A 22265-nucleotide genomic window follows, 5' to 3' on the forward strand; every position below is an offset into this window, starting at 1 on the left:
AAGCCGCCATGTACCTGACCGTCTTTCGCAACCGCAAACGGCCCGACATCGACCTTGCCACCTATCAGGCGGACAACGCCCGGATGGAGGAACTGGCGCGCAGCCAGCCAGGGTTCCTTTCGATCAAGGGCTTCGTGGCGGAAGACGGCGAAGTGGTCGCCATCTCCGAATGGGAGAGCGAGGAAGCCGCCCGCGCCTGGGGCAGCCACCCCGATCACGCCCGCGTCCAGGCGCGGGGCCGCAGCGATTACTACGACGGCTACACCCTCTATTCCTGCGCCGACGTGCGCGTGCGCAGCTATGAAAGGCCGCAATCTTGACCATCACCCTCTACGGCATACCGAACTGCGATACCGTGAAAAAAGCCCGCACCTGGCTGGAATCGCGTGCGATTCCCTATGCCTTCCACGATTACAAGAAGACAGGAGCCGATGCGGGCAAGCTGGCCGCTTGGTGCGCAGCAGCCGGATGGGACAAGGTCCTGAACCGCGCGGGCACGACCTTTCGCAAGCTGCCCGATGCCGACAAGGCCGACCTGGACCAGACCAGGGCGATTGCCGTGATGCTGGCCAATCCGTCCTGCATCAAGCGGCCCATCCTTGAACATCCGGGCGGCCTGCTGGTCGGCTTCAAGGAAGCGGACTGGGCGGCGGCACTGGGATGACATTGGACCAGGCCACCCTTGGCGCGCTCGAATGGGTGGCGGCGATCCTGGGCGTGATCAACATCGCGCTGCTGATCTTCCGTTCGCAGTGGAACTTTGCCTTCGCGATTGCCTCGGTTGCGCTCTACGTCCTGATCTTCTTTGAAAACCGGCTCTATGCCGAAAGCGGGCTCCAGGTCTTTTTCATCCTCGCCAATGTCTGGGGCTGGGCCTTGTGGCGCCGCTCGCAAGAGCCCGGACAGGGCGAAAGCCGCGTTCCCGTGCGCTGGCTGGACTGGCGCAGCCGCCTCGTCTGGCTGGCAGTCACGGCGGCGCTCAGCATCAACCTCGGCTGGCTGATGCACCGTTATACCAACGCCGTCATGCCCTTTGCCGATAGCGCGATTGCCGGGGCCAGTGTCGCGGCGCAGATCCTGCTGGGCTATCGCCGGATCGAAAACTGGGTGCTGTGGATCGCGGTCGATGTCGCGGCAGTCACGCTCTACATTCACCGCGGGCTCTATCCCACGGCGGGACTCTATGCCGGAATGCTGGTGATGAGCCTGTTCGGCCTGCGCGAATGGATCGCGGCGGAGCGGCGGCAGCGCGTGGCTCCGGCGCTTGCTGCGGCATGAAGCGGGTCTGCTTTCACGGTGCGGAAAGCACGGGCAAGTCGGTGCTGGCCGAAAAGCTGGCGGCCGAACTGCGCCTGCCCTGGGTGCCGGAATACGGGCGCGAATATGCCGAAACCTTCGGCACGGAATTCACGCTGCCCGACCTGCTGGCGATTGCCGAGGGGCACGAGGCGCGGGTCCGGCAACTTGAGGGACAAGGCGCCAGCCTGGCGCTGCTCGACACCGATCCGCTGATGACGGCGGCCTGGGCGGAAATGCTGTTCGGGACGGTGCCGCCCCAGCTTCTCGCTTATCCCAAGGCCGATCTCTATCTGCTGTTCGAAGCCGACGTGCCCTGGATCGAGGACGGCACCCGCTTTTTCGGCAGCACTGCCGAACGCGCCCGCTTCGCCGCCGTGGCGGAGGATATGCTGGTCCGCACGGGCGTACCCTACAAAAGAATTGGCGGCACCTGGGCCGAGCGTGAGGCCCAGGTGCGCCAGGTTCTGGCAGAGATTCAGGTGCCGATGCGGTAGACCAGCTGGAGCCCGCCGCCCAGATCGGGGCTGCCGTCGCTCAGGCCGGTATAGGCATAGCCCTGCAAGCGGAACTTTTCGTTGAGCTTGAAGCCAATGGAGCCGGTCAGTTCGCTGCGATCCGGCGCGGTCGGCAGGGCCCCTTCGCGCCAGTCATAGTCCAGGCCCAGAGTCAGTTGGTCAGTGGTGTGGTAGATCCCCGCACCAGCCTGCCAGACGTCGTCCAGCGGGAAGGCTGCGGTTGAACCGTTGAACCGGCGACCGCCGCGCACGCTGACCGAAGTGTCCCCGAACATCTGGGTCAGTTCGGCCTCGGCGGTGAAGTCGGTCGTGCCGGTGCCCAGGCCCTTCTCTTCTGACGCGGTCGGCAGTTTCACCTTGCCGGTCAGGTCAAAGAAGGTCGTGTCGCCGACCGGCAACGAGTATCCTGCCGCCAGCGACAAGTCGCCAATGCCGCTGCGCGACGTGGTCGGACCAGCGCCGGGAATCGCGCCGCCATCCCCCGGAACCGCCGGGCCTTCGACCCGCAGCCACGGCAGCGAGGCGCGGACGAAGAAATCTCCCTGCTTCAGTTTGAAGCCCACCGGGATGGCCAGAATATCGGTGTCGGGCGTGGTGCCATAATCGCCATTGGAATAGTCCGCGCCAAGGCTGAACTGCACGTAGTCCTCGGCCTGGGCAGGCATGGCGAAAGCCGCTGCCGCGAGCGCGGCAAATGCCGCTGCGCTATGGAAGTTCTTCTTCATGGTATGCTCCCTGTTTCTTTGTGTTGCTGCCGAATGCAGCAAAGCCGGCCACGAGCTTTCCCTCGTGGCCGGCGCTTTGCCTTAGCCTCGTTCTTTAGCCGCCGCGGCCCGGTGCATCCGGCCGTTCCGGGCGCTCGGGACGTTCCGGACGTTCCGCGCGTTCAGGACGCTCCGGCCGCTCCGGACGCTCAGCCCGTTCCGCCTTTTCCGGACGGTCGGCCTTGTCGGCCCGTTCAGCGCGGTCGCTGGCAGTCGGACGGTCGGCCCGCTCATGCTCAACCGAAGTCACCGTTTCGCCGTTCGCATCGGTGGTCTTGGTGATCCGCGTCACGTTGCCGCTGGGCGTGGTGACGGTCTGGACCGAGTTCACCCCGTCCGTCGTGGTCGAGGTGGTGCCATCGGGGTTGGTAGTCGTCGTGGTCGTGGTGTCACGCGTCCGCAGAACCGTCGCGCCCTTGCCATTGGCAGTGGGTTCGGTCGTTTCCGTGGTCGTCGTGGTAACAGACGTAGGCGTGGGAGCCGGTGCCGGCGGCGGCGGCGGCGCATCCTGCGCCACTGCGATCACCGGGATCGACCCGACCATCGCAGTTGCCACCAGCAGTGCTGGCCATGTGCTCTTCTTCATAGGTTCACTCCATCTTGCGACCGCATTTGCTTTTTCCCGCAGTGGTCCCGCTCAACGCTTTTCAGGCGGCGATGCTGAACCTCCCGTTGCGGGGCACGGTAAACAAGTCGGAGGAAGCCCGAATGATCCCTTAAGTAAATTTGCCTGCCACAAACTGTGCTTAACTTCGGATAAGTTGCAGCAGGGTGGTTAATCGGTTGAACTAGGCGCGTGTAACCACAGCAATGTAGTTCAGCGACAGATCCTCGGACAAATGCAGGCCTTTTGCAGGCGCCCAGGCAATTCCTTTTGGCGCGTGCATTTTCAGGCCAATATCTTCCAGAATGACGCTAAGTTCTTCAGGAGTAATGAAATCTTCCCAGTGATGCGTGCCACGCGGGACCATGCCGATGCGTTCTGCCGCCTCCACCATCAGCAGGCGGCTTTTGGCGGTGCGGTTCGGCGTGGACAGGACCATCAGTCCGCCCGGAGCAAGTGCGGCTGCCAAGGCGCTGAGGAATGCGGCCTTGTCAGCAACGTGTTCGATCACTTCCATCGAGGTGACCAGATCGAAACCGGAAAGGCCCAGCTCCGCCACGTCGCCGCAGCGATAGTCGATGGACAGGCCGCCACCAGCGGCATGGGCGGAGGCGGCAGCAATGTTCTCTGCCGCGGCGTCAACGCCTGTCACCGCCGCGCCCAGCCGGGCCAGCGGTTCGCACAGCAGCCCGGCGCCGCAGCCCACATCCAGCGCGCGCTTGCCGACCAAGGGACGAACCGACCGCGAATCGCCCTGCCAGTGCGCGTCGATCGCATCGCGCAAAAAGGCCAGCCGCACGGGGTTGAGGCGGTGCAACATGGCGGATGACCCCTTGGGATCCCACCAATCTTGCGCCAGCTTGCCAAAATGAGCGGCTTCTTCGGCCCTGATGGTCGTTCCGGAACTTGCATTACCCATGCACCCTCCCTAACAGGGCGCCCGCTGCAGGGCGAGGGGTTCTGCGGGCAAGATTATTACGAAAAAGGGTGGGAACGCGTGGCCCGCATCGTGATGAAATTCGGTGGCACCTCGATGGCCGGGTCTGAACGGATCCGCCGGGTGGCCAATATCGTGCGGCGTCAGCAGGCAGCCGGACATGAAGTTGCCGTGGTCGTTTCGGCCATGGCGGGCGAGACCGACCGCCTGGTGAACTTCTGCCGCGAGGCAAACCCGCTCTACGATCCGGCAGAATATGACGTTGTCGTGGCCAGCGGGGAGCAGGTCACTTCCGGCCTTCTGGCCCTGACACTGCAAGCCCTGGGCTGCAAGGCGCGGTCGTGGCTGGGCTGGCAATTGCCAATCCACACCGACGATGCCCATGCCAAGGCCCGCATCGGTTCGATTGACAGCGAAGCGCTGCTTGCCTCGATGGCCGCTGGCGAAATCGCCGTTATTCCTGGCTTCCAGGGCGTAACCGATGGGGGCCGCGTGACCACGCTGGGCCGCGGCGGTTCGGACACTTCGGCAGTTGCCGTCGCCGCTGCCATCGGCGCGGACCGCTGCGACATCTATACCGACGTGGACGGCGTCTACACCACCGATCCCCGGATCGTGGCCAAGGCGCGCAAGCTGAAGTACGTGACTTACGAGGAAATGCTGGAACTGGCCTCGGTCGGCTCCAAGGTGCTGCAGACCCGTTCGGTCAGCCTCGCCATGAAGGAAGGAGTGCGCGTCCAGGTGCTCTCCAGCTTCATTGACGACGATGCCACCCCCGCCGACGAAATTCCCGGCACCATGATTGTCAGCGACGAAGAACTTGAAGGATTGGACATGGAAAGCCAGCTGATCACCGGCATCGCCGCCGACAAGAACGAAGCCAAGGTCATCCTCACCCGCGTTCCGGACCGTCCGGGCGCCGTGGCGACGATCTTTGGCCCGCTGGCCGCCGCCAACATCAACGTCGACATGATCATCCAGAACGTCGGCCGCGACAAGGGCGAGACGGACGTGACCTTCACGGTCCCCAGCGCCGACCTGCTGCGCGCGCAGACCCTGCTGGAAGCGCAGAAGGAAGCGATTGGCTTCAACCGCATCATCACCGATGCCAAGGTTGCCAAGATCAGCGTCGTCGGCGTCGGCATGAAGAGCCACGCGGGCGTTGCCGCCACCATGTTCCGGGCCATGGCCGATCGCGGGATCAATATCCAGGCGATCAGCACGTCGGAAATCAAGGTGTCGGTCCTGATCGACGAGGACGAGACCGAACTGGCCGTCCGCGTCCTTCACACCGCTTACGAGCTCGACGCCGAATAAGAAATCAGCGCCGGATCAATTGCGCCTGTCGGAGTAATCGATCCGGATCCTGACCCAGGAACCGACCTGACTGACCCCGTTGACGCGGGGCGGGCGGACGCGGAACTGCCATGCCGCAGCCAGAACGGCGCGCTGGATCTGCGAGCCATCGGGATATTCATCGAGCCCCACGCAGCTATCGACCCGGTAATCGGCCACGGTGCGGCAGGTAATCAGCGCCCAGCCTGGCCCCTGCGCGGTCGAGAGATAGCCCTTCAGCTCATCGTCATAGGGTTCGCGGTACCAGGCGGCGGCGTACATCGGCTGGCCGTTGGGTGCGGTGCCCACGCGCTTGCTATCCCCCGGCACGCCGTAATTGGCCGGGCCCATCATTCCCCGCCCCGGTGCGGGTGCCGGAGCGGCCTGTCGCGGTATCCGGGACAGGTCGAAAGCCGCCATCTGATCCCGCGCCACCGGAATGATCGCCGGCGGATTCGTGGTCGCGGGCGGGGTCTGATCGGGGCTTTGCACCGCCTGCTGCGGCGGAGCGGCCTGAAGCGGCGCGCTTTCGGCTTTGGGCGCGGCCTTCGCAGCGGGCGCCTTTTCCTCGCTCTTCCGGTCCGACGCCTCAAATGAAACGCTGACCAGGTTCCGCTCCGGCACCTTGGGCTCGTCCCGTGTCCAGCCTAGCGAGAGCACGGCCAGCACCAGCAGCGCCTCTGCCGCCAGCGCCAGGACAAAGCCGGTCGCCCGCTGCGAACCGCGTTCACGCCAGTCTGCGCTGGCCGAAACTGCATAATGGCGAAGGGAGTGGAACAAGCGGCCTCTGACGCGCGACGGTGCGCTTTCCTTGGCCCCATCGCGCCGCGCGGGCAAGATGCCCGGTGAATATTTGCCTGGGACTGGCGCAGCGCGGCGCGATTCCCTATAGGCGCGCGACGCTACGACCACCGGGGGATTTCCAAGTGTACGACAAGACTCATGCGCTGATGGAGCGCGGCCGCGCCTTCCTCGGGACCGAGCACGCGATCCTGTGCGGCGCGATGAGCTGGGTGTCGGAACGCAATCTGGTCGCTGCGATCAGCAATGCCGGCGGCTTCGGCGTGATTGCCTGCGGGGCGATGACGCCTGAATTGCTCGACACCGAAATCGCCGCGACCAAGGCGCTGACCGCCAAACCGTTCGGCGTGAACCTGATCACCATGCACCCCGCGCTGTTCGACCTGATTGCGGTCTGCGCCAAGCACAAGGTCGGCCATGTCGTCCTGGCTGGCGGCATTCCGCCCAAGGGGAGTGTCGAGGCGATCAAGGAATTCGGCGCGAAAGTGCTGGTCTTCGCACCCACCCTCGCCCTCGCCAAGAAGCTGCTGCGTTCCGGCGCGGACGCGCTGGTGATCGAAGGCAGCGAAGCCGGCGGCCATATCGGCCCGGTTGCCACTTCCGTCCTGGCCCAGGAATTCCTCCCCGCCCTGGCTGAAGAGCACGTGGTTTTCGTGGCCGGAGGCATTGGCCGTGGCGAAATGATCGCGGCCTATCTGGAAATGGGCGCGAGCGGGGTCCAGCTGGGCACCCGGTTCGCCTGTGCCAGCGAATCCATTGCCCATGCCAATTTCAAGCAGGCATTCTTCCGCGCCAATGCGCGCGATGCGGTCGCCTCGGTCCAGGTCGATCCGCGCCTGCCGGTCATCCCGGTCCGCGCCCTGAAGAACAAGGGTACCGAGGAATTCACGGCCAAGCAGCGCGAAATCGCGGCTTTGCTCGACGCCGGTGAAATCGAAATGGGCGAGGCCCAGTTGCAGATCGAACACTTCTGGGCCGGTGCCCTGCGCCGCGCCGTGATCGACGGCGATGTCGAGAATGGCTCGGTCATGGCCGGACAGTCGGTCGGCATGGTCAGCAAGGAAGAACCGGTTGCCGATATCATGGCCGAACTGATGGCTGAGTGCGAAGCGGCGCTGTCCTGACAGCCGCGAACCAAAGCCCCCGCTCAGGCTGAGCGGATTTGGACGCCACCCCCCTCTCACCCCGCTCAGGCTGAGCTTGTCGAAGCCGGGGAATAGTTCACGCAGAGGCGCGGAGAAGAAAGGGAGGCGCGAAGGGATCAGTCTGCCGCTTTGCCGCGATGCAACTGTACGACCAGTGGACCGGACCGAATGCGCAGGCCTGCGGCGGTCAAATCCTCCGCACCTTTTCTTTCTTCTCTGCGTCTCTGCGCGAACCAATCAAACCGCGCCATGGCCCACAGCGCCAGACGAATGGGCACACTCAGCTGCAAACACCCTTCGACAAGCTCAGGGGTGAGCGGAGCGGTAGGCGGACAAAAAAGGGGCCGGAGCAGCAATGCTCCGGCCCTTTGAGTTGTCGTTCGCAGGAGGAACGTGGGTTGGCGGATCCGGGGAGGAGGAGAGGGAGGAGCCCCGAACCCGCCAATCTGGTGAAGCTTAGTAGTTGTAGGCACGCTCGCCGTGTTCCCCGAGGTCGAGGCCCGTGCGCTCGACTTCTTCGGAGACGCGGATCCCGGTCAGGGCCTTGGCGACGTACATGGCGATGACCGTGCCGATGCTGGCCCAGACAATCGTTGCGCCGGTTGCTGCGGCCTGGGTGACGAGCTGGTCAGCAATGCTGGTCGAGCCATCACCCGGTCCGCCCAGCAGCGGCGAGTAGACCACTGCCGTACCCAGTGCGCCGACGATGCCGCCGACCCCGTGGATGCCGAACGCGTCCAACGAGTCGTCATAACCCAGCTTGGGCTTGAGCACTGTCACGGCCAGGAAGCAGACCACTGCAGCGACGGCGCCCAGGGCCATGGCGCCCAGCGGACCTGAGTTGCCTGCGGCCGGAGTGACTGCAACCAGGCCGGCAATGATGCCCGAGCAGAAGCCCAGGGCCGATGCCTTGTGGCCAGCCAGCTTTTCCGCGAGCATCCAGACCAGGGCGCCAACCGCCGTAGCAACGAAGGTGTTGATCATGGCCAGCGCCGCCGAACCGTTCGCCTCCAGTGCGGAACCCGCGTTGAAACCGAACCAGCCCACCCACAGCAAGCCCGTGCCGATCATGGTCATGGTCAGCGAGTGCGGCGCCATGATGTCCTTGCCGTAACCGATGCGCTTGCCCAGGATCAGGGCCGCGACCAGCGCCGAGACACCGGCATTGATGTGGACCACGGTGCCCCCGGCGAAGTCCAGCGCGCCCATTTCGAAGAACAGGCCGCCAACCGCCCAGACCATGTGCGCAATCGGGAAGTAGACGATCGTCAGCCAGACTGCCGCAAAGACCATGACGGCAGCGAACTTCATGCGCTCAACCACCGAACCCAGGACCAGCGCGACCGTGATCGCGGCGAAGGTCATCTGGAAGGAAACGAACACGTATTCCGGCAGCTTGAAGCCGTCGCTGAACGTGTCCGCCAGGCTGTCCGGCGTTACGCCCGCCAGGAACCACTTGCCCCAGGCGATGAAGGCGTTGCCTTCGGGGCCAAATGCAAGGCCGTAGCCATAGGCCACCCAGATCACCATGGCGAGGCAGGCCGCCGCGCCGATCTGGGTCATGGTGGACAGCATGTTCTTGGTCCGGGTCAGGCCGCCATAGAACAGGGCGAGGCCCGGCAGCACCATCAACAGCACCAGCAGGGTAGAGGTCATCATCCAGGCGGTATCGCCCTTGTCGACCACAGGCGCCGCGGCAGGGGCGGCTTCCTGGGCCCATGCGGCACTGGCTGCCATCAGGCTGCCCCCCGTTGCCGCCAGGCCAAGCATCATCTTGCGGATCATTGCGTTTGTCCTCCTGTTTGCCCGCGCCTCACAGCGCGGTGTCCCCGGTTTCGCCGGTGCGGATGCGGGTGGCCGAAGCCAGGTCGAGCACGAAGATCTTGCCGTCGCCGATGGAATCGGTGCTGGCGGCCTGCTGGATCGTCTCGATCACCTGGCCGGCCAGATCGTCGCTGACGCCTACTTCGATCTTCACTTTCGGCAGCATGTTGGTGGAATATTCCGCGCCCCGGTAGATTTCGGTCTGGCCCTTTTGCCGCCCGAAGCCCTTGACCTCGGATACGGTCATGCCCGCTACGCCCAGCGCGGACAGCGCGTCGCGCACCTCGTCGAGCTTGAAGGGCTTTATGATGGCGATGATGAATTTCATGCCGGTCCCCTGACTTTCTTGGCCGGCACCGCGCCGGCAGGGGAGACACAGCAAGCGCCGTGCCAATTCGGCAATTTCGTTTCAGTTCAAGGCCTAGATTGAAACTTCCCTGCGCCGCGTAAATTCGGGGCGCTCAAATGCTGCGCAACTGCCTATTTTTTAGGCAGGCCTAGAGTGGCCACCACCGGCAGGTGATCCGATGCCACTGCGGCCAGGGCGGAGTGGTGGGCATGGGTCTTGGTGACGGTCCATTCGTCCGAAATCACGATCCGGTCGAGCTGTGCCACCGGCCGGCGCGAGGGGAAGGAGCGGCCCGGCATGAGGACTTGCCAGGGAGAGAGAAATTCGCGCCAGCACCCCCCGTGCAGCGCCCATTCGTTGAAATCGCCCATCAGCACTGACGGACAGTTCGGCCCGCAATCCTTGACGTGGCCCAGGATCGTGCGGAGTTGCTGGCGGCGGCGCAGGCCCGACAGGTCGAGGTGCATTCCCACCACCCGCACCCGCTTGCCATGGACCAGCAGGTCGGCCCGCACGGCCCCGCGCGGTTCCAGCGTCGGCAGCGGGACGACGCCCGCGTCCATCACCGAAATGCCGCGCTTCACCAGCAAGGCATTGCCGTGCCAGCCGATCGAATCCGGCCGGTGGTTGAGCGGGACGGCGTGGTAATGCGACAGATCGTCCAGCATGTCGCGCGGCAGCACGGTCTCGCGCTTGCCAAAACGGCGGTCGGCTTCTTGCAAGGCCACCACGTCAGCGTCGATTTCGTGCAGGACGGAAAGGATCCGTTCGGGATCGCGCCGCCGGTCCAGACCAACTGCCTTGTGGATGTTGTAGCTGGCGAAGGTCAATTCCATGGGCGCCGCCAATCTAGGACCACGCCGGTGCATCCGCAAGCACGCCGCGGGTAAGGCCCCGCCCTATCGTTCCTTGGTCGCGCTGAAAGTCAGGTCCGGGTTCTTTTCCTGCTGATAGCTGACGTCCCAGGCAGACCGCGCCATGAACACCGGATCGCCATCGCGGTCCTTGGCCAGGTTGCTCTTGTTGAAATCGGCGAACTGCTTCAGCGCAGCGTCGCTGCCCTTGATCCAGCGCGCGGTATCGAAGGGCGCGGCTTCCAGCATGGCTTCGACCTTGTATTCCGCTTCCAAGCGCGAAATCAGCACGTCGAGCTGGAGCTGGCCGACCACGCCGACGATCCACTGGCTGCCGATTTCGGGATAGAACACCTGGATCACGCCTTCCTCAGACAGGTCATCCAGCGCCTTGCGCAATTGCTTGGTCTTGGTCGGGTCTTTGAGGGCGACGCGGCGCAGGATTTCGGGCGCGAAGTTCGGCAGGCCGGTGAAGCGGACCTTGTTCGTTTCGGACAGGGTATCGCCCACGCGCAGGGTGCCGTGATTGGGAATGCCGATGATGTCGCCGGGCTCGGCGCTGTCGGCAATCTCGCGGTCCTGGGCAAAGAACAGGATCGGCGAATGGATCGCCACCGGCTTGCCCAGTGCCGACGGGGTCAGCTTCATGCCGCGCTTGAACGTACCGGAAACCAGCCGCATGAAGGCGATCCGGTCACGGTGCATCGGGTCCATGTTGGCCTGGACCTTGAAGACGAAGCCGGTCACTTCCCTGTTGTCCGGGCTGATCGTCCCCTGCTCACTGGGCTGCGGGCGCGGCGGCGGGGCATATTTCGCAATTGCGTCGATCAGTTCGGCCACGCCGAAGTTCTTCAGCGCGGAGCCGAAATAGACCGGGGTCAGGTCGCCGTGGCGATAGGCCTCCAGGTCGAAAGCGGGATAGCCGGCCTGGGCCAGTTCGATTTCCTCGGCAATGTCCGCCGGAATGCTGCCTTCGCCAACCGGATCGCGCTTGCCCAGGAATTCGCGGCTGTCCCCTTCGGGGCGGCTGATGGTATTGGTGGCAAAGTCGAGCACGCCCTTGAACTCGCCCCCCATGCCGATCGGCCAGGACATCGGGCAGACATCGAGCGCCAGGGCGTCGGCCACTTCGTCCAGCGTTTCGAATACGCTGCGCCCTTCGCGGTCGACCTTGTTGACGAAAGTGATGATCGGAACCGAACGAAGGCGGCAGACCTCGAACAGCTTGCGGGTCTGCGGCTCGATGCCCTTGGCAGCGTCGATCACCATGATCGCGGAGTCCACCGCCGTCAGCGTGCGATAGGTGTCTTCGGAAAAGTCCTCGTGGCCCGGCGTGTCGAGCAGGTTGAACGTCACCCCGTCGCGCTCGAAGGTCATGACCGAGCTGGTCACGGAAATGCCGCGCTGCTGCTCGATCTTCATCCAGTCCGACCGCGCCCGCCGCGCTGCGCCGCGCGCCTTGACCTCGCCCGCCAAGTGGATCGCGCCGCCTTGCAGCAGCAGCTTTTCGGTCAGCGTGGTCTTACCCGCGTCGGGGTGGGAAATGATGGCAAAGGTGCGGCGGTTCGACATGGGCCGGGCCCTTAACGCGGTAAGGGCGGAAAGTCATGGGCGGAGTGCGCCCCGCCGGTCAGGCCTATGACTTTCCCTTGTGCCGGGCGGCCCTTATTCGACGTCCAGCGCCTTGCTGACCAGCACGTTGACCGAAACACGGCGGTTCTGCGCGCGGCCTTCAGGCGTTTCGTTGTCGGCCAGCGGGTCGGATTCAGCCATGCCGGTGGGAGTTAGCATCCGGTACGGCTTCCACTTGCAGGCTTGCTGCAGGTAATTGATCACCGCCCCTGCGCGCTTCTCGCTGAGCGTCTGGTTGTAATCCTCGTCGCCGACCGAATCGGTATAGCCGACCACCAGCATCAGGGCGTTTTCGTTGGTGCCTGCCTGGGCGGCAGCGGCGCACAGTTCGCTTCGCGCGCTGGGCGAAAGGGCCCACTTGCCGGTGTCGAAATAGACGTTGGTAGTGCTCTTGATATTGTACTTGTCGATGTCGCCCATGCGGCTGCGCAGCGCTTCGGTCTGGGCGCTCTGCTCGGCAAAGCCTTGCGCGGTGCCTTGCTGGATCATCATCGCGGTCTTGTGGTCGCCCGCCTTGAAAGTGACCTGGCTGGCATAAAGGCCGTCCGCCGCCTGGCGGGTCTTGACCGTGACCGGCAGGCCATTGAGCAGCGAATCAATCGTGAACTTGCCCTTCTTGCCGCCGAACAGGCCGCCGCTCGCCTTGACCTGGGTCACGTCGGTCAGCGTGATCACGCTGCTGGAGCCGTCCGGAGCGGTCACCTTGATCTTGCTGCCATTGCGGGCAACGATGGTGCCCTTGATGTCGGGACCGGCAGGCAGGGTGGCCGGATCGGCGGGCATTGTGCCGACCACGGTAATGTTGGGATTGGCCGCTTCCTGCGCCAGGGCAGGGACCGCGCCGGTGGACAGGGCCAGCATGGCGCACAGGGCCAGGTTCGCGGGCCGGATCGAATTCAAACGCACTGGGCAACTCCGAATGACTACCGCACCCATCCGCGCGGTCCTGGGCTAACTGCCGGGGGCGGGAACCGAGTCAAGGCGAGCGCCGGCAATGCGGGGGTGACCCGGTCATCCCGCGTGGCGAACCGTTAAACCAGGTTGCTTTGTCGCGCTCAGCCCAGCCCGCGTTGCAGCAGGGCATTGGCCTTTGCCGCCACCTCTCCCAGGTCAGCATCGCTGTCCATCACGCCAAAGCGCAGGCCCAGGAACACGTTCATCCCCATGATGGCCCAGGCATGGACTTCGTCCGGCTCCAGACCCAATTCACCATTGGCGCGGCCCGCCTGAAGCCGCTCGAGGATGCGGGTTGCCGTGGTGACATAGTGGGCGCGCCAGTCTTCCGGGGCGACGAATTCCGCTTCGTCGATGATCCGGTAGATTTCCTTGTTGCTGCGGGCAAAGCGCAGGAAGGCTTCCAGCGCGACTCCCTCTGCCTCCACCGCGCCGCCTTCGTGGCCGCCCAGGATCGGCGCGACGTGATCGCGCACCCGGCCCGACATATCGGCCACCAGCGCCTTGAACAGCGCCTCCTTGCTTTCGAAATAGGTGTAGAAGCTGCCCAGGGCGACGCCCGCGCGGATGGTTATCGAAACGATCGAGCTTTCGTGAAAGCCCTTCTCGCCAAATTCGGCGGCCGCTGCATCCAGGATGGCGCGCTGGGTCCGCCGCCCGCGTTCAGTCCGCGGTTCGCGCAGCTGCCCTGTGGCGCTGTCGGCCTCCATTCGCCTCCCCCTAATCCTGGCAGGCGGTGTTGCACCCGCGCCACGTTTTGTCACTTTCAACCACTCCCCTCGCACTTGCAAGCATAACAAAGTTGAAACCTGGTTCAACTTTTATATAAGCCGATGACAGGAGCCCGCGAGAACGCTGCGCGGGAAGGATTTAACTGGGAGGGATTATACCCATGCGTAAGACTGCCCTGCTGTGCCGCGCTTCGCTGATCGCAAGCGCATTCGTCGGCTTCACCGCCACGCCGGTTCATGCTCAGGACGCCGAAGCATCGGCCGAGAGCGATTCGGGCGAGATCATCGTCACTGCCCGTCGCCGTGAGGAAACGCTGGTCGACGTGCCGATCGCCATCACCGCCCTGTCCGGCGACCAGCTTGCCAACACCGGCGCAATGGACATCACCGCGCTGGCGGAACAGGTGCCCAACGTGACCCTGGAAGCCAGCCGCGGCACCAACTCCACCCTTTCGGCCTTCATCCGCGGGATTGGCCAGCAGGATCCGGTTTCGGGCTTTGAACAGGGCGTCGGCATCTATCTCGACGACGTTTACCTGAACCGCCCGCAGGGTGCGGTGCTCGACATCTATGACGTCGAACGCATCGAAGTTCTGCGCGGTCCGCAGGGCACGCTCTATGGCCGCAACACCGTGGGCGGCGCGGTCAAGTATGTGACCAAGCGCCTGCCCAACGATTTCCGCCTGCAAGTGCGCGGCACCTATGGCAGCTACAACCAGGCCGATGGCGTCATCACTGCCTCGACCCCGGTCGACAGCGCCGGCGTGGTCCGGGTTGGCGGCTCTTTCGCCCGCCTGACCCGCGACGGTTTCGGGACCAACCTGACCACGGGCGCTGAAAACTATGACAAGAACGTCTATGCCGCGCGCGGCACGCTTGAAGTCCACGGCACTGACTTCTTCGCCCGCGTCTCTGGCGACTGGATCCATGACAAGAGCTCGGCTCGCGGCGGTCACCGCCTGATCACCAGCCTGCTCTCGAACGCGCCGGTCCTGGACAACGTGTTCGACACCCGTGGCGGCCTGGTCAATCCGCGCCAGGACGTCGAAGGCTGGGGCGTCTCGCTGTTCATGGAGGCCCAGCCGACCGAATCGCTGACCTTCCGCTCGATCACCGCCTACCGCGCCGATGAAAGCTTCAGCCCGATCGATTTCGACGCGCTGCCCGCAGTCGATGTGGACGTGCCCGCGTTCTACAAGAACAACCAGTTCAGCCAGGAATTGCAGATGCTGGTCGATGCCGGTCCGGTCCAGGGCCTGGTCGGCTTCTATTACCTGAACGCCAATGCCCTGACCCAGTTTGACGTGCGGCTGTGGAACAATGCGCTGTTCCCGGGTCTGACCGCCTTCACCGAAGCGGACATCGGCACCGACACCATGGCCGGCTTTGCCGACGTGACGATCAACCTCACGGACGCGCTCAGCCTCTCGCTGGGCGGCCGTTACACCTGGGACGAGCGCAGCGGCCGCATCCTGCGCCAGAACTACCTGGGCGGATCGCCGGCATTTGGCGGCACGGCCATCCTGTTCGGCGCGCCGTCGACCAACTTCCGCGGCAAGGCCGATTTCAACAAGTTCACGCCCAAGGCGACCATCTCGTTCAAGCCGAACGACGATACCACGCTCTATGCCTCGTATTCGCAGGGCTTCAAGGGCGGCGGTTTCGACCCGCGCGGCGTGGGCACCAGCGCTCCGACGACCAATGCCAACGGCATTCCGTCTGACGCAGAAGCGGCTGCGTTCCTGACCTTCCTTCCGGAAAAGGTCGACAGCTATGAAGTAGGCTACAAGGCCAACCTGCTGGACCGCCGCCTCTATGTTGCGGCTGCCGGGTTCTACATGGACTACACCGACGTCCAGATCCCTGGCTCGGTCGCCTGCACCAGCAAGGTCTTGGTTGACGGCGTCGTGACCCAGGTTCCGACCTTCTGCGGGGTCGTGTCGAACGCGGGCAAGGCGCGCATGAAGGGCTTCGAATTCGAAACCCGCGCCAAGATCATCGACAACGACACCGGCACGCTGACGCTGAGCGGCTCGGTCGGCTACATCGACGCCAAGTTCACCAAGTACATCACGAACATCGGCGGATCGCCGACCGACGTGGCAGCGAACCGCCGCATCCAGAACACCCCGGCATGGTCGGGCAACGCCGCGCTGGATTACAGCATGGCTCTGGGCGAAGGTAAGCTGAGCATTGGCGGCGGCATGTCGTTCAAGAGCAAGACCTACCAGTTCGAAGTGCCGAACGCTTACCTGGACCAGCCGGCATACCAGCTGTTCGACGCGCAGATCGTGTACCAGGCTCCGAACAAGGCATGGACGCTGGGCGTTTATGGCAAGAACCTGACGGACGAGCGTTACAAGACCTCGGGCTATACCTTCATGGCTGCCAATGCCACGACCGGCGCCGTGACCCAGCCCTTTGCTTCCGCACTGGGCCGGGAAGGCACGTTGACCGCGTTCTACGGCAGCCCCCGCCAGGTCTTCGTGACCGGCACGATCAACTTCTAAGTTTCCTCCCTGGCCAGGTCCGTCTTCGGGCGGACCTGGCGAGAACTTGCAGCGCGCTGGCCTTCAATCCGAAGGTCAGCGCGTTCTTTTAAGGATTACATAGACCGCACCGGCCCCGCCGTGCTTGCGGTGCGCGCCCCGGACCGAGGCAATCCGGTGGGCATGGCTGCCGTGGGCGAGCCAGTCGAGCAGCTTGGCCCGGATTGCGCCGCGCCGCTCTCCTCTGTCCGCCGCTTCTACCGGGCGCGGCTTGCCGGTAATGACCAGTACCACCCGCGCCCCCATGGCCAGGGCCTGGGCCAGGCCATGATCGAGCCGCGCATAGGCCGCGTCCAGCCCGTGGCCATGCAGGTCGAGCGTGAAATCGGGATGAACTTCCGCGCGGGACAGCTTCTTTTCCCAAGACCCGTCGAGCCCATGCCGGTCAAGCGGACGCTGGCGTTCGGGGGCGGCAACGGGCGGTGGCGGCGGGGGCGGAACCCGGCCTTTCACCTTGGCAGCAGGCTTGGGTGCGGGCGCGGGTTCCAGCGGTGCGGAGAGAAGCGGATCGGTTTCCGCGAGCTTGCGCGACACCCGGCGCAGCGGCGTAACGGTACGGGCAACTCGCCCCCACAGTTCCGCTTCGTCTGGCAAGAGTCCGCGCGGGCGGCGCATTACCGGGCCTGTTGCAGCTTCTTGAGCGTACCCTTGGGCAGCAGCAGCAGCGCCTCGCCGCGCCCGCTCATGCCGCCGGCAATCGTCCGGGCCGTGTCGCCCGCGCCCCAGAAACTGTCGAACCGGTTGGCACCCTTGATCGCGCCCCCGGTATCCTGCGCAACCCACAGCCCGCTTGCCTCGCCCCGGTCAAGCTCCAGCCAGACCGGCGCACCCAGCGGAACGAAGGCCGGGTCCGCAGCCACGCTGTCACGCGCGCGCACCGGCACGCCCAGTGCGCCCAGCGGACCGTCCGGCCCGATTTCGCGGAAGAAGACATAGCTCTTGTTCTCGCGCATCAGGGCCCGGCCTGCTTCGGGATTTTCGTGGATATACTGCATGATGCCCTGCATCGAACCGGAGTACTTCCCCGGCCCGCTGCCGAGCAGGCCCCGGTCACGCATCAGGCCGCCGATGCCGGTATAGGCATGACCGTTCTGCCCGGCATAACCGATATGCATCACTGCGCCGTCCGGTCCAACCAGGCGGCCCGATCCCTGCACTTGCAGGAAGAACAGCTCGACCGGATCCGCCGCCCAGGCAATTTCCAGCCCCTTGCCCATCAACGCTCCGTCCTCGATCTCGCCGCGGTCGAAATAGGGCACGAAGCGCCCCTTCTCGTCATAGCGGCCAAGCGGCTGGGTGCCGTTGGGATTGGGCGGCGCATCGCCGGGACGGGCGCGGACCAGATCGGCGGGCAAGCCATAGACCGGCACGTCATAGCCCGCCCGGCGCGTGCGCACTCCGGCGATTTGCGGCTCGTAATAGCCGGTCACAAAGGCCTTGCCGTCGCCGATGCGCACGGCTTCGAACCAGGTGGCAAAGAACTGCGCCGCTTCGGTTTCCGGCCATTTTGCCGCCGCCTCGCAGGCGGGCTTCCAATCGCCGGGCTGGGTCAGGCCAGACGAATCGGACCGGCTGGTCAGGCGCGGGCAACTGGTGCGGAAAGACAGCAGGGCCCCGCGCGCGTCGTCGCGGCGCAGGCCGAGCGAGGAAATGGCGGGACCAGCGGCAAACCCGGCGGTCAGGGCCGTAGCGGCAGGGGTTACGGGCTTGCCGGGAACGGGGACCGAAGCCACGGGCGGCGGAACGCGGCCTTCCGGAATGATCCGTCCGCAGCCAATCAGGGCAAGGGACAGGCCCGCCACCGCGAGCCAGCGCAGGCCGCCCCCTAGCATCCCGAAATCAGCCTTCGTCGGTTTCGTCGACCAGCCAGTCCGGCGAAGCGGAATTGACGTCGCGGCTGAAGGTCCAGAGGTCGCAGGTTTCCACCGCATCGTTCAGCGAACCGGCGATCACCTGGCCATCGGCATTGCGGATCACGGCGGCAATGTCAGCGGTAAAGCGCACGGTCACGCGGGCATAGGGCGCGCGGTATTCGGCTGCGACAACCGTCGCATCCTCGATCCGGACCAGCTTGTAGTCGAGCTTTTCGCCGGCCGCTTCGCGCGCATCGATGGCCGCGTTGAACCCGGCCAGGACATCGGCATCGCACAGCCGCGCCAAGGCTTCGCGGTCGCCACGCCAGAAAGCCTCCAGCGCCATGCGATAGGCGCCCTTGGCCCCTTCCAGAAAAGCCAGCAGGTCAAAGCCGCGATCGGCCGCACCAATTTCGCGAATGCCGCGCTCGATCGCCGGAGTCACGCCCGGTACCAGCGCCTGCGGGGCGCCAGCGGAGCCACCGGTTTCACCCACCAGGCTGCGCGGTGCATCGCTGCGCGGACCTTTCGGCTCAAAGCGCGGCGGCAGCGGCTGCTCCTCATGCTCGGCACGGCGGCCCAGCACGGAATACAGGCGCAGACCCAGAAAGGCTGCGACCATGGCGATGATGACGATTTCTACGGTCTTGTCCAAGGTACCAGTCCCAGCCGCAGATGCGGCAAATGCACAGCGGTTCTTGCTACAAATAGGATCACTTGACAAATGAACAACGCGTGGACGGCGCATTTCGTGCAATTTTTGCGGGCAAGCGGTGCCAAGGTGGCACAGCGGCATAACCGTTGCCGGAAAGTCCCGCGCCTGCTAGGCGCGCGGCCAATTCACGTTCAACCTGCTTGAAAGCGACGATCATGGCCGACGAAGGCAACAACATCATCACCGACATCAACCTGGATGGCCCCCAGCCGAATGGCGCGGATACCATGCCTGCGGCCGGAATTATCCAGCAGTACATCAAGGACTTGTCGGTCGAAAACCCGAACGCGCCGGATTCGTTCCAGTGGCAGGATCCGCCGCAGATCGACGTGCAGTTCAACATCGGCGCGCGCGAACTGAACCCGGAAGTGAGCGAAGTCGAACTGAAGATCGCGGTCACTTCCAAGTGTCAGGGCGGCACCGCCTTCATCATCGACCTGTCCTATTGCGGCCTGATCGGCATGCGCAACATGGAAGACACCCACAAGCACGCCTTCACTTATGCCGAAGCGCCGCGCATCCTGTTCCCCTTCGCCCGCCGCGTGATTTCCGACGCCGTGCGCGATGCCGGTTTCCCGCCGCTGCTGCTTGAGCCGGTGGACTTCAACGGCATCTACCTGCAGCAGCTTGCCGCTTCGCAGGCAGCCCAGGAAAACGGCGAAGGCGAAGCCCTTCCCAGCGAAGCCTGAGCCTTCCCAGGTCCCGCCGATGAGCCTCGCCAAAAATGTCGGGACAATCGGCGGACTGACTGCGGTTAGCCGGGTATTCGGCTTTGTCCGCGATATGATGATGGCCCGCGTCGTTGGCGCGGGCCTTGTCGCAGATGCCTTCCAGCTGGCTTTTACCCTGCCCAACACCTTCCGCCGCCTGTTCGCGGAAGGGGCCTTCAGCGTCGCCTTCGTGCCGATGTACAGCCGCGCGCTGCACGGCGAAGGAGGCGAGGAAGAGGCCAACCGCTTTGCCAACGATGTCCTGTCGGTCTTCGTCTGGGTGCTGCTGCTATTCAGCGCGGCAGCCATGATCTTCATGCCAGCGATCGTCTGGCTGCTGGCCAGCGACTTTGCGGAGGTTCCGGGCAAGTTCGATCTCGCCGTGTTCCTCAGCCGGGTGACTTTTCCCTATCTGGGCTTCATCAGCCTGATGGCCATGCTGGCAGGGGTGCTGAACGCGCGCTCGCGCTTTGGCCCGGCGGCCTTTGCGCCGGTCCTGCTCAACGTCTTCCTGATCTCGGCCATCCTGCTCGGCAGTCACCTGCGCGGGGAGAGCCACGACGATACGGTTGTCGGCATTGCCCTGGCCGCAGCCGTGGCGCTGTCGGGCGTGGCGCAGTTCCTCTACCTGTGGTGGGAGACCCGCAAGGCCGGGGTGCGGCTGAAAGTGTCCGCCCCGCGCCTGACGCCCGAAGTGAAGCGGCTGGGCAAGCTGATCCTGCCTGCGACTTTCGGCGCCGGGATTTATCAGGTCAGCCAGTTCGTCGACACGTTTTTTGCCACCAGCCTGGAACAGGGCTCGCTCACGCTGCTGAAATATGCGGACCGGCTGAACCAGATGCCTCTAGGGATTGTCGGCATTGCCCTGGGCACCGCGATCCTGCCGATGCTGAGCCGACACATCCACACCGGCGATGGGGCAGAGGCGCAGCGCCTGCAAGCCAATGCCTTCGAAATCGGCACCCTGCTGACTCTGCCCGCCGCTGCCGCCCTGGCGATCTGCGCCCCGGCCTTTTGCACCGCGTTCTTCGTCGGCGGCAAGTTCACGCCCGCCGACGGGGCGATCATGGCGGACATTGTCGTCGCCCTGGTCTGCGGCCTACCTGCCTATGTGATCGTCAAGATCCTCAACCCCGGCTTCTTCGCGCGCGAGGATACCCGCACCCCGGTCTGGACCGCGCTGGTCAGCCTGGTGTTCAACATCTTCCTCAATGTCGCAGTGGTGCGGCAATGGGGCATCGTCGGACTGGCCAGCGCCACGGCCGCATCAGCCACGCTGAACTGCCTGCTGCTCTATGCGATCCTGCACCGGCGCGGCTGGTTCCACTTTACCTGGAAGCTGGCCGGCAAGGTGCTGCGCCAGGTCCTGGCCACAGCCGCGATGGGCGCGCTGCTGTGGTGGCTCACTCCGCAGTTCGCAGCGCAGTATTCCGGTCCCTGGTATGACCGCGCCTGGTCCCTGGCCCTGATCGTCCTGGCAGGCATGGTGAGCTTTTTCGCGGTCGCCTTTGCGGTAGGAGCCATCGACAAGTCGGTCCTCGCCCAGCTAAGGCGGCGCCGTCAGCCGCGCACCAAGGCTGACGATGAGATCCTAGAAGTAGAGTAACCTTTCATGCGCATCGTTTCCGGCATCCAGCCCACGGGCAACCTTCACCTCGGCAATTACCTGGGGGCGATCCGCAACTGGGTGAAGATGCAGGATGAAGTGGCGGCGAGCGGCGGGCAGAGCCTCTATTTCCTGGCGGACCTGCACGCCATTTCGATGCCGCACGTTCCGGCCGAATTGCGCGAAAACACCTTTGAAATGACCGCCGCGCTGGTGGCTTGCGGGATCGATCCGGACAAGTCGATCCTGTTCAACCAGGCCCAGGTTCCGGCCCATGCCGAACTGCAATGGCTGCTGAGCGGGACGGGCCGCATGGGCTGGCTGAACCGCATGACCCAGTGGAAGGACAAGGCCGGCAAGAACCGCGAAGGCCAGTCGGTCGCCCTGTTCACCTATCCGGTGCTGCAGGCAGCCGACGTGCTGCTCTATCAGGCTACCCACGTTCCGGTGGGTGAGGACCAGAAGCAGCATCTGGAACTGGCCCGCGACATCGCGCAGAAGTTCAACAACGACTTCGCATCGGAAGAAGCGCCGGTCTTCACCCTGCCCGATCCGATCATCCCGCCCGAAGCGGCCCGGATCATGAGCCTGCGCGATGGCAGCGCCAAGATGAGCAAGTCCGATCCCTCGGACATGAGCCGCATCAACCTGACCGACGATGCCGATACGATCATGGCCAAGGTCAAGAAGGCCAAGACCGACCCCGAACCCCTGCCCGGCGACAAGGGCGGGCTGGAAGGACGCCCCGAAGCGGCCAACCTGGTGGGCATCTATGCCGCCATGTCCGGCGAGAGCCAGGACGCGGTGCTGGCTCGTTTTGGCGGCGAAGGCTTTGGCAAGTTCAAGCCCGCGCTGGGCGAATTGCTGGTCGAAAGCCTGGCGCGGATCAACGCGCGCTTCGTCGAACTGCGACAGGACCGCGAGGCACTGGATGCGATCCTGGCCAAGGGCGCGCTGAAGGCCCGCGAGCTGGCCGGACCGACGCTTTCCGCTGCCTACAAGGCGCTCGGCCTGGTCCGGTAAAGGCAGGCCAAGCCCTGCCCCGTTCGTCCTGAGGAAGCACCGAAGCCGCAGGCTGAGGCGCTGTC

The 22265-nt window shown here is 64.7% G+C and carries 24 protein-coding genes; 10 read left to right on the forward strand and 14 right to left on the reverse strand.

Features of this window, described 5'->3' with window-relative positions; genetic code table 11:
• Positions 1 to 8 precede the first annotated feature (8 nt).
• The 4 genes from ACQKOE_RS12010 to ACQKOE_RS12025 are packed head-to-tail and all read left to right on the forward strand — an operon-like array spanning position 9 to position 1793.
• Entirely contained in the window at positions 9 to 320 is a 312-nt protein-coding gene (locus ACQKOE_RS12010) for an antibiotic biosynthesis monooxygenase family protein (protein WP_427512995.1), read from the forward strand.
• Positions 317 to 664: an arsenate reductase gene (locus ACQKOE_RS12015; protein WP_427512996.1), complete on the forward strand. Its 348-nt coding sequence runs from the start codon at positions 317 to 319 to the stop codon at positions 662 to 664. Before ACQKOE_RS12010 ends, ACQKOE_RS12015 begins: the two co-directional genes overlap by 4 nt.
• On the forward strand, positions 661 to 1278 hold the full coding sequence (gene pnuC, locus ACQKOE_RS12020; protein WP_427512997.1) for a nicotinamide riboside transporter PnuC: 618 nt from the start codon (positions 661 to 663) through the stop codon (positions 1276 to 1278). The genes ACQKOE_RS12015 and pnuC overlap by 4 nt, the downstream gene beginning before the upstream one ends.
• On the forward strand, positions 1275 to 1793 hold the full coding sequence (locus tag ACQKOE_RS12025; protein ID WP_427512998.1) for an AAA family ATPase: 519 nt from the start codon (positions 1275 to 1277) through the stop codon (positions 1791 to 1793). The genes pnuC and ACQKOE_RS12025 overlap by 4 nt, the downstream gene beginning before the upstream one ends.
• On the opposite strand, the gene ACQKOE_RS12030 is transcribed toward ACQKOE_RS12025, so the two are convergent.
• The 3 genes from ACQKOE_RS12030 to ubiG form a co-directional block, all read right to left on the reverse strand.
• Positions 1775 to 2539 (reverse strand): transporter, encoded by a 765-nt coding sequence (locus tag ACQKOE_RS12030; RefSeq protein ID WP_427512999.1) that lies wholly within the window; start codon positions 2537 to 2539, stop codon positions 1775 to 1777. The genes ACQKOE_RS12025 and ACQKOE_RS12030 overlap by 19 nt on opposite strands.
• A gap of 94 nt (positions 2540 to 2633) precedes the next feature.
• Positions 2634 to 3164 (reverse strand): hypothetical protein, encoded by a 531-nt coding sequence (locus ACQKOE_RS12035; RefSeq protein WP_427513000.1) that lies wholly within the window; start codon positions 3162 to 3164, stop codon positions 2634 to 2636.
• 202 nt (positions 3165 to 3366) lie between these two features.
• Positions 3367 to 4101 carry a bifunctional 2-polyprenyl-6-hydroxyphenol methylase/3-demethylubiquinol 3-O-methyltransferase UbiG gene (gene ubiG, locus ACQKOE_RS12040; RefSeq protein ID WP_427513001.1) on the reverse strand — a complete coding sequence of 245 codons (735 nt, stop codon included), beginning with the start codon at positions 4099 to 4101 and terminating at the stop codon, positions 3367 to 3369.
• A gap of 78 nt (positions 4102 to 4179) precedes the next feature.
• On the opposite strand from ubiG, the gene ACQKOE_RS12045 reads away from it, so the two are divergent.
• Positions 4180 to 5436 carry an aspartate kinase gene (locus ACQKOE_RS12045; protein WP_427513002.1) on the forward strand — a complete coding sequence of 419 codons (1257 nt, stop codon included), beginning with the start codon at positions 4180 to 4182 and terminating at the stop codon, positions 5434 to 5436.
• Between the two features lie 15 nt (positions 5437 to 5451).
• Here ACQKOE_RS12045 and ACQKOE_RS12050 read toward each other — a convergent pair whose 3' ends face one another.
• Entirely contained in the window at positions 5452 to 6234 is a 783-nt protein-coding gene (locus ACQKOE_RS12050) for a hypothetical protein (protein WP_427513003.1), read from the reverse strand.
• 170 nt (positions 6235 to 6404) lie between these two features.
• Between ACQKOE_RS12050 and ACQKOE_RS12055 the strand changes: the two genes are divergently transcribed.
• Entirely contained in the window at positions 6405 to 7379 is a 975-nt protein-coding gene (locus tag ACQKOE_RS12055; protein WP_427513215.1) for an NAD(P)H-dependent flavin oxidoreductase, read from the forward strand.
• Between the two features lie 477 nt (positions 7380 to 7856).
• Here ACQKOE_RS12055 and ACQKOE_RS12060 read toward each other — a convergent pair whose 3' ends face one another.
• The 6 genes from ACQKOE_RS12060 to ACQKOE_RS12085 all read right to left on the reverse strand — a co-directional run bounded on the left by ACQKOE_RS12060 (position 7857) and on the right by ACQKOE_RS12085 (position 13723).
• Positions 7857 to 9185, reverse strand: a complete 1329-nt coding sequence (locus ACQKOE_RS12060) for an ammonium transporter (protein WP_427513004.1) — start codon at positions 9183 to 9185, stop codon at positions 7857 to 7859.
• Positions 9186 to 9213: 28 nt separating this feature from the next.
• Positions 9214 to 9552 carry a P-II family nitrogen regulator gene (locus tag ACQKOE_RS12065; protein WP_374588855.1) on the reverse strand — a complete coding sequence of 113 codons (339 nt, stop codon included), beginning with the start codon at positions 9550 to 9552 and terminating at the stop codon, positions 9214 to 9216.
• Between the two features lie 152 nt (positions 9553 to 9704).
• A complete protein-coding gene (locus tag ACQKOE_RS12070) occupies positions 9705 to 10409 on the reverse strand; it encodes an endonuclease/exonuclease/phosphatase family protein (RefSeq protein ID WP_427513005.1) in 705 nt (234 codons plus the stop codon).
• A gap of 63 nt (positions 10410 to 10472) precedes the next feature.
• A complete protein-coding gene (locus tag ACQKOE_RS12075) occupies positions 10473 to 11999 on the reverse strand; it encodes a peptide chain release factor 3 (RefSeq protein ID WP_427513006.1) in 1527 nt (508 codons plus the stop codon).
• Positions 12000 to 12092: 93 nt separating this feature from the next.
• Entirely contained in the window at positions 12093 to 12965 is an 873-nt protein-coding gene (locus ACQKOE_RS12080; RefSeq protein ID WP_427513007.1) for an OmpA family protein, read from the reverse strand.
• A 149-nt stretch (positions 12966 to 13114) separates the two neighbouring features.
• A complete protein-coding gene (locus ACQKOE_RS12085) occupies positions 13115 to 13723 on the reverse strand; it encodes a TetR/AcrR family transcriptional regulator (RefSeq protein WP_427513008.1) in 609 nt (202 codons plus the stop codon).
• A 182-nt stretch (positions 13724 to 13905) separates the two neighbouring features.
• On the opposite strand from ACQKOE_RS12085, the gene ACQKOE_RS12090 reads away from it, so the two are divergent.
• Complete coding sequence (locus ACQKOE_RS12090) at positions 13906 to 16254, forward strand: TonB-dependent receptor (protein WP_427513009.1); 2349 nt, start codon at positions 13906 to 13908, stop codon at positions 16252 to 16254.
• A gap of 75 nt (positions 16255 to 16329) precedes the next feature.
• Here the strand turns inward: ACQKOE_RS12090 and ACQKOE_RS12095 are convergent, their stop codons facing one another.
• From ACQKOE_RS12095 to ACQKOE_RS12110, 4 genes are all read right to left on the reverse strand, one after another.
• Positions 16330 to 16908 carry a Smr/MutS family protein gene (locus tag ACQKOE_RS12095; RefSeq protein ID WP_427513010.1) on the reverse strand — a complete coding sequence of 193 codons (579 nt, stop codon included), beginning with the start codon at positions 16906 to 16908 and terminating at the stop codon, positions 16330 to 16332.
• Complete coding sequence (gene mltA, locus ACQKOE_RS12100) at positions 16908 to 18125, reverse strand: murein transglycosylase A (RefSeq protein ID WP_427513011.1); 1218 nt, start codon at positions 18123 to 18125, stop codon at positions 16908 to 16910. The genes ACQKOE_RS12095 and mltA overlap by 1 nt, the downstream gene beginning before the upstream one ends.
• 7 nt (positions 18126 to 18132) lie before the next feature.
• The gene (locus ACQKOE_RS12105; RefSeq protein WP_427513216.1) at positions 18133 to 18768 is read right to left on the reverse strand and encodes a Tim44/TimA family putative adaptor protein; all 636 of its coding nucleotides are present in this window, start codon (positions 18766 to 18768) and stop codon (positions 18133 to 18135) included.
• A gap of 91 nt (positions 18769 to 18859) precedes the next feature.
• Entirely contained in the window at positions 18860 to 19018 is a 159-nt protein-coding gene (locus tag ACQKOE_RS12110) for a hypothetical protein (protein ID WP_427513012.1), read from the reverse strand.
• Between ACQKOE_RS12110 and secB the strand changes: the two genes are divergently transcribed.
• Genes secB through trpS form a run of 3 tightly spaced genes read left to right on the forward strand, consistent with a single transcriptional unit; the run spans position 19017 to position 22200 of the window.
• Positions 19017 to 19550, forward strand: coding sequence for a protein-export chaperone SecB (secB, locus tag ACQKOE_RS12115; protein ID WP_427513013.1), 534 nt, complete (start codon positions 19017 to 19019; stop codon positions 19548 to 19550). The two genes, ACQKOE_RS12110 and secB, sit on opposite strands and share 2 nt — an antisense overlap.
• Before the next feature lie 19 nt (positions 19551 to 19569).
• Positions 19570 to 21177 carry a murein biosynthesis integral membrane protein MurJ gene (gene murJ / locus ACQKOE_RS12120; protein WP_427513014.1) on the forward strand — a complete coding sequence of 536 codons (1608 nt, stop codon included), beginning with the start codon at positions 19570 to 19572 and terminating at the stop codon, positions 21175 to 21177.
• Between the two features lie 6 nt (positions 21178 to 21183).
• Positions 21184 to 22200: a tryptophan--tRNA ligase gene (gene trpS / locus ACQKOE_RS12125; RefSeq protein ID WP_427513015.1), complete on the forward strand. Its 1017-nt coding sequence runs from the start codon at positions 21184 to 21186 to the stop codon at positions 22198 to 22200.
• Positions 22201 to 22265: the final 65 nt, after the last annotated feature.

Origin of the sequence: Novosphingobium sp. NPDC080210 (assembly GCF_050281025.1) — a bacterium.
Taxonomy (GTDB): Bacteria; Pseudomonadota; Alphaproteobacteria; order Sphingomonadales; family Sphingomonadaceae; genus Novosphingobium.

Coding starts and splice junctions, on each gene's coding strand:
- ACQKOE_RS12010 (WP_427512995.1), top strand. CDS start 9: ATGTACCTGACCGTCTTTCGCAACCGCAAACGGCCCGACATCGACCTT.
- pnuC (WP_427512997.1), top strand. CDS start 661: ATGACATTGGACCAGGCCACCCTTGGCGCGCTCGAATGGGTGGCGGCG.
- ACQKOE_RS12025 (WP_427512998.1), top strand. CDS start 1,275: ATGAAGCGGGTCTGCTTTCACGGTGCGGAAAGCACGGGCAAGTCGGTG.
- ACQKOE_RS12030 (WP_427512999.1), bottom strand. CDS start 2,539: ATGAAGAAGAACTTCCATAGCGCAGCGGCATTTGCCGCGCTCGCGGCA.
- ACQKOE_RS12035 (WP_427513000.1), bottom strand. CDS start 3,164: ATGAAGAAGAGCACATGGCCAGCACTGCTGGTGGCAACTGCGATGGTC.
- ubiG (WP_427513001.1), bottom strand. CDS start 4,101: ATGGGTAATGCAAGTTCCGGAACGACCATCAGGGCCGAAGAAGCCGCT.
- ACQKOE_RS12055 (WP_427513215.1), top strand. CDS start 6,405: ATGGAGCGCGGCCGCGCCTTCCTCGGGACCGAGCACGCGATCCTGTGC.
- ACQKOE_RS12060 (WP_427513004.1), bottom strand. CDS start 9,185: ATGATCCGCAAGATGATGCTTGGCCTGGCGGCAACGGGGGGCAGCCTG.
- ACQKOE_RS12065 (WP_374588855.1), bottom strand. CDS start 9,552: ATGAAATTCATCATCGCCATCATAAAGCCCTTCAAGCTCGACGAGGTG.
- ACQKOE_RS12070 (WP_427513005.1), bottom strand. CDS start 10,409: ATGGAATTGACCTTCGCCAGCTACAACATCCACAAGGCAGTTGGTCTG.
- ACQKOE_RS12075 (WP_427513006.1), bottom strand. CDS start 11,999: ATGTCGAACCGCCGCACCTTTGCCATCATTTCCCACCCCGACGCGGGT.
- ACQKOE_RS12085 (WP_427513008.1), bottom strand. CDS start 13,723: ATGGAGGCCGACAGCGCCACAGGGCAGCTGCGCGAACCGCGGACTGAA.
- ACQKOE_RS12090 (WP_427513009.1), top strand. CDS start 13,906: ATGCGTAAGACTGCCCTGCTGTGCCGCGCTTCGCTGATCGCAAGCGCA.
- ACQKOE_RS12095 (WP_427513010.1), bottom strand. CDS start 16,908: ATGCGCCGCCCGCGCGGACTCTTGCCAGACGAAGCGGAACTGTGGGGG.
- mltA (WP_427513011.1), bottom strand. CDS start 18,125: ATGCTAGGGGGCGGCCTGCGCTGGCTCGCGGTGGCGGGCCTGTCCCTT.
- ACQKOE_RS12105 (WP_427513216.1), bottom strand. CDS start 18,768: ATGGTCGCAGCCTTTCTGGGTCTGCGCCTGTATTCCGTGCTGGGCCGC.
- secB (WP_427513013.1), top strand. CDS start 19,017: ATGGCCGACGAAGGCAACAACATCATCACCGACATCAACCTGGATGGC.
- ACQKOE_RS12110 (WP_427513012.1), bottom strand. CDS start 19,018: ATGATCGTCGCTTTCAAGCAGGTTGAACGTGAATTGGCCGCGCGCCTA.
- murJ (WP_427513014.1), top strand. CDS start 19,570: ATGAGCCTCGCCAAAAATGTCGGGACAATCGGCGGACTGACTGCGGTT.
- trpS (WP_427513015.1), top strand. CDS start 21,184: ATGCGCATCGTTTCCGGCATCCAGCCCACGGGCAACCTTCACCTCGGC.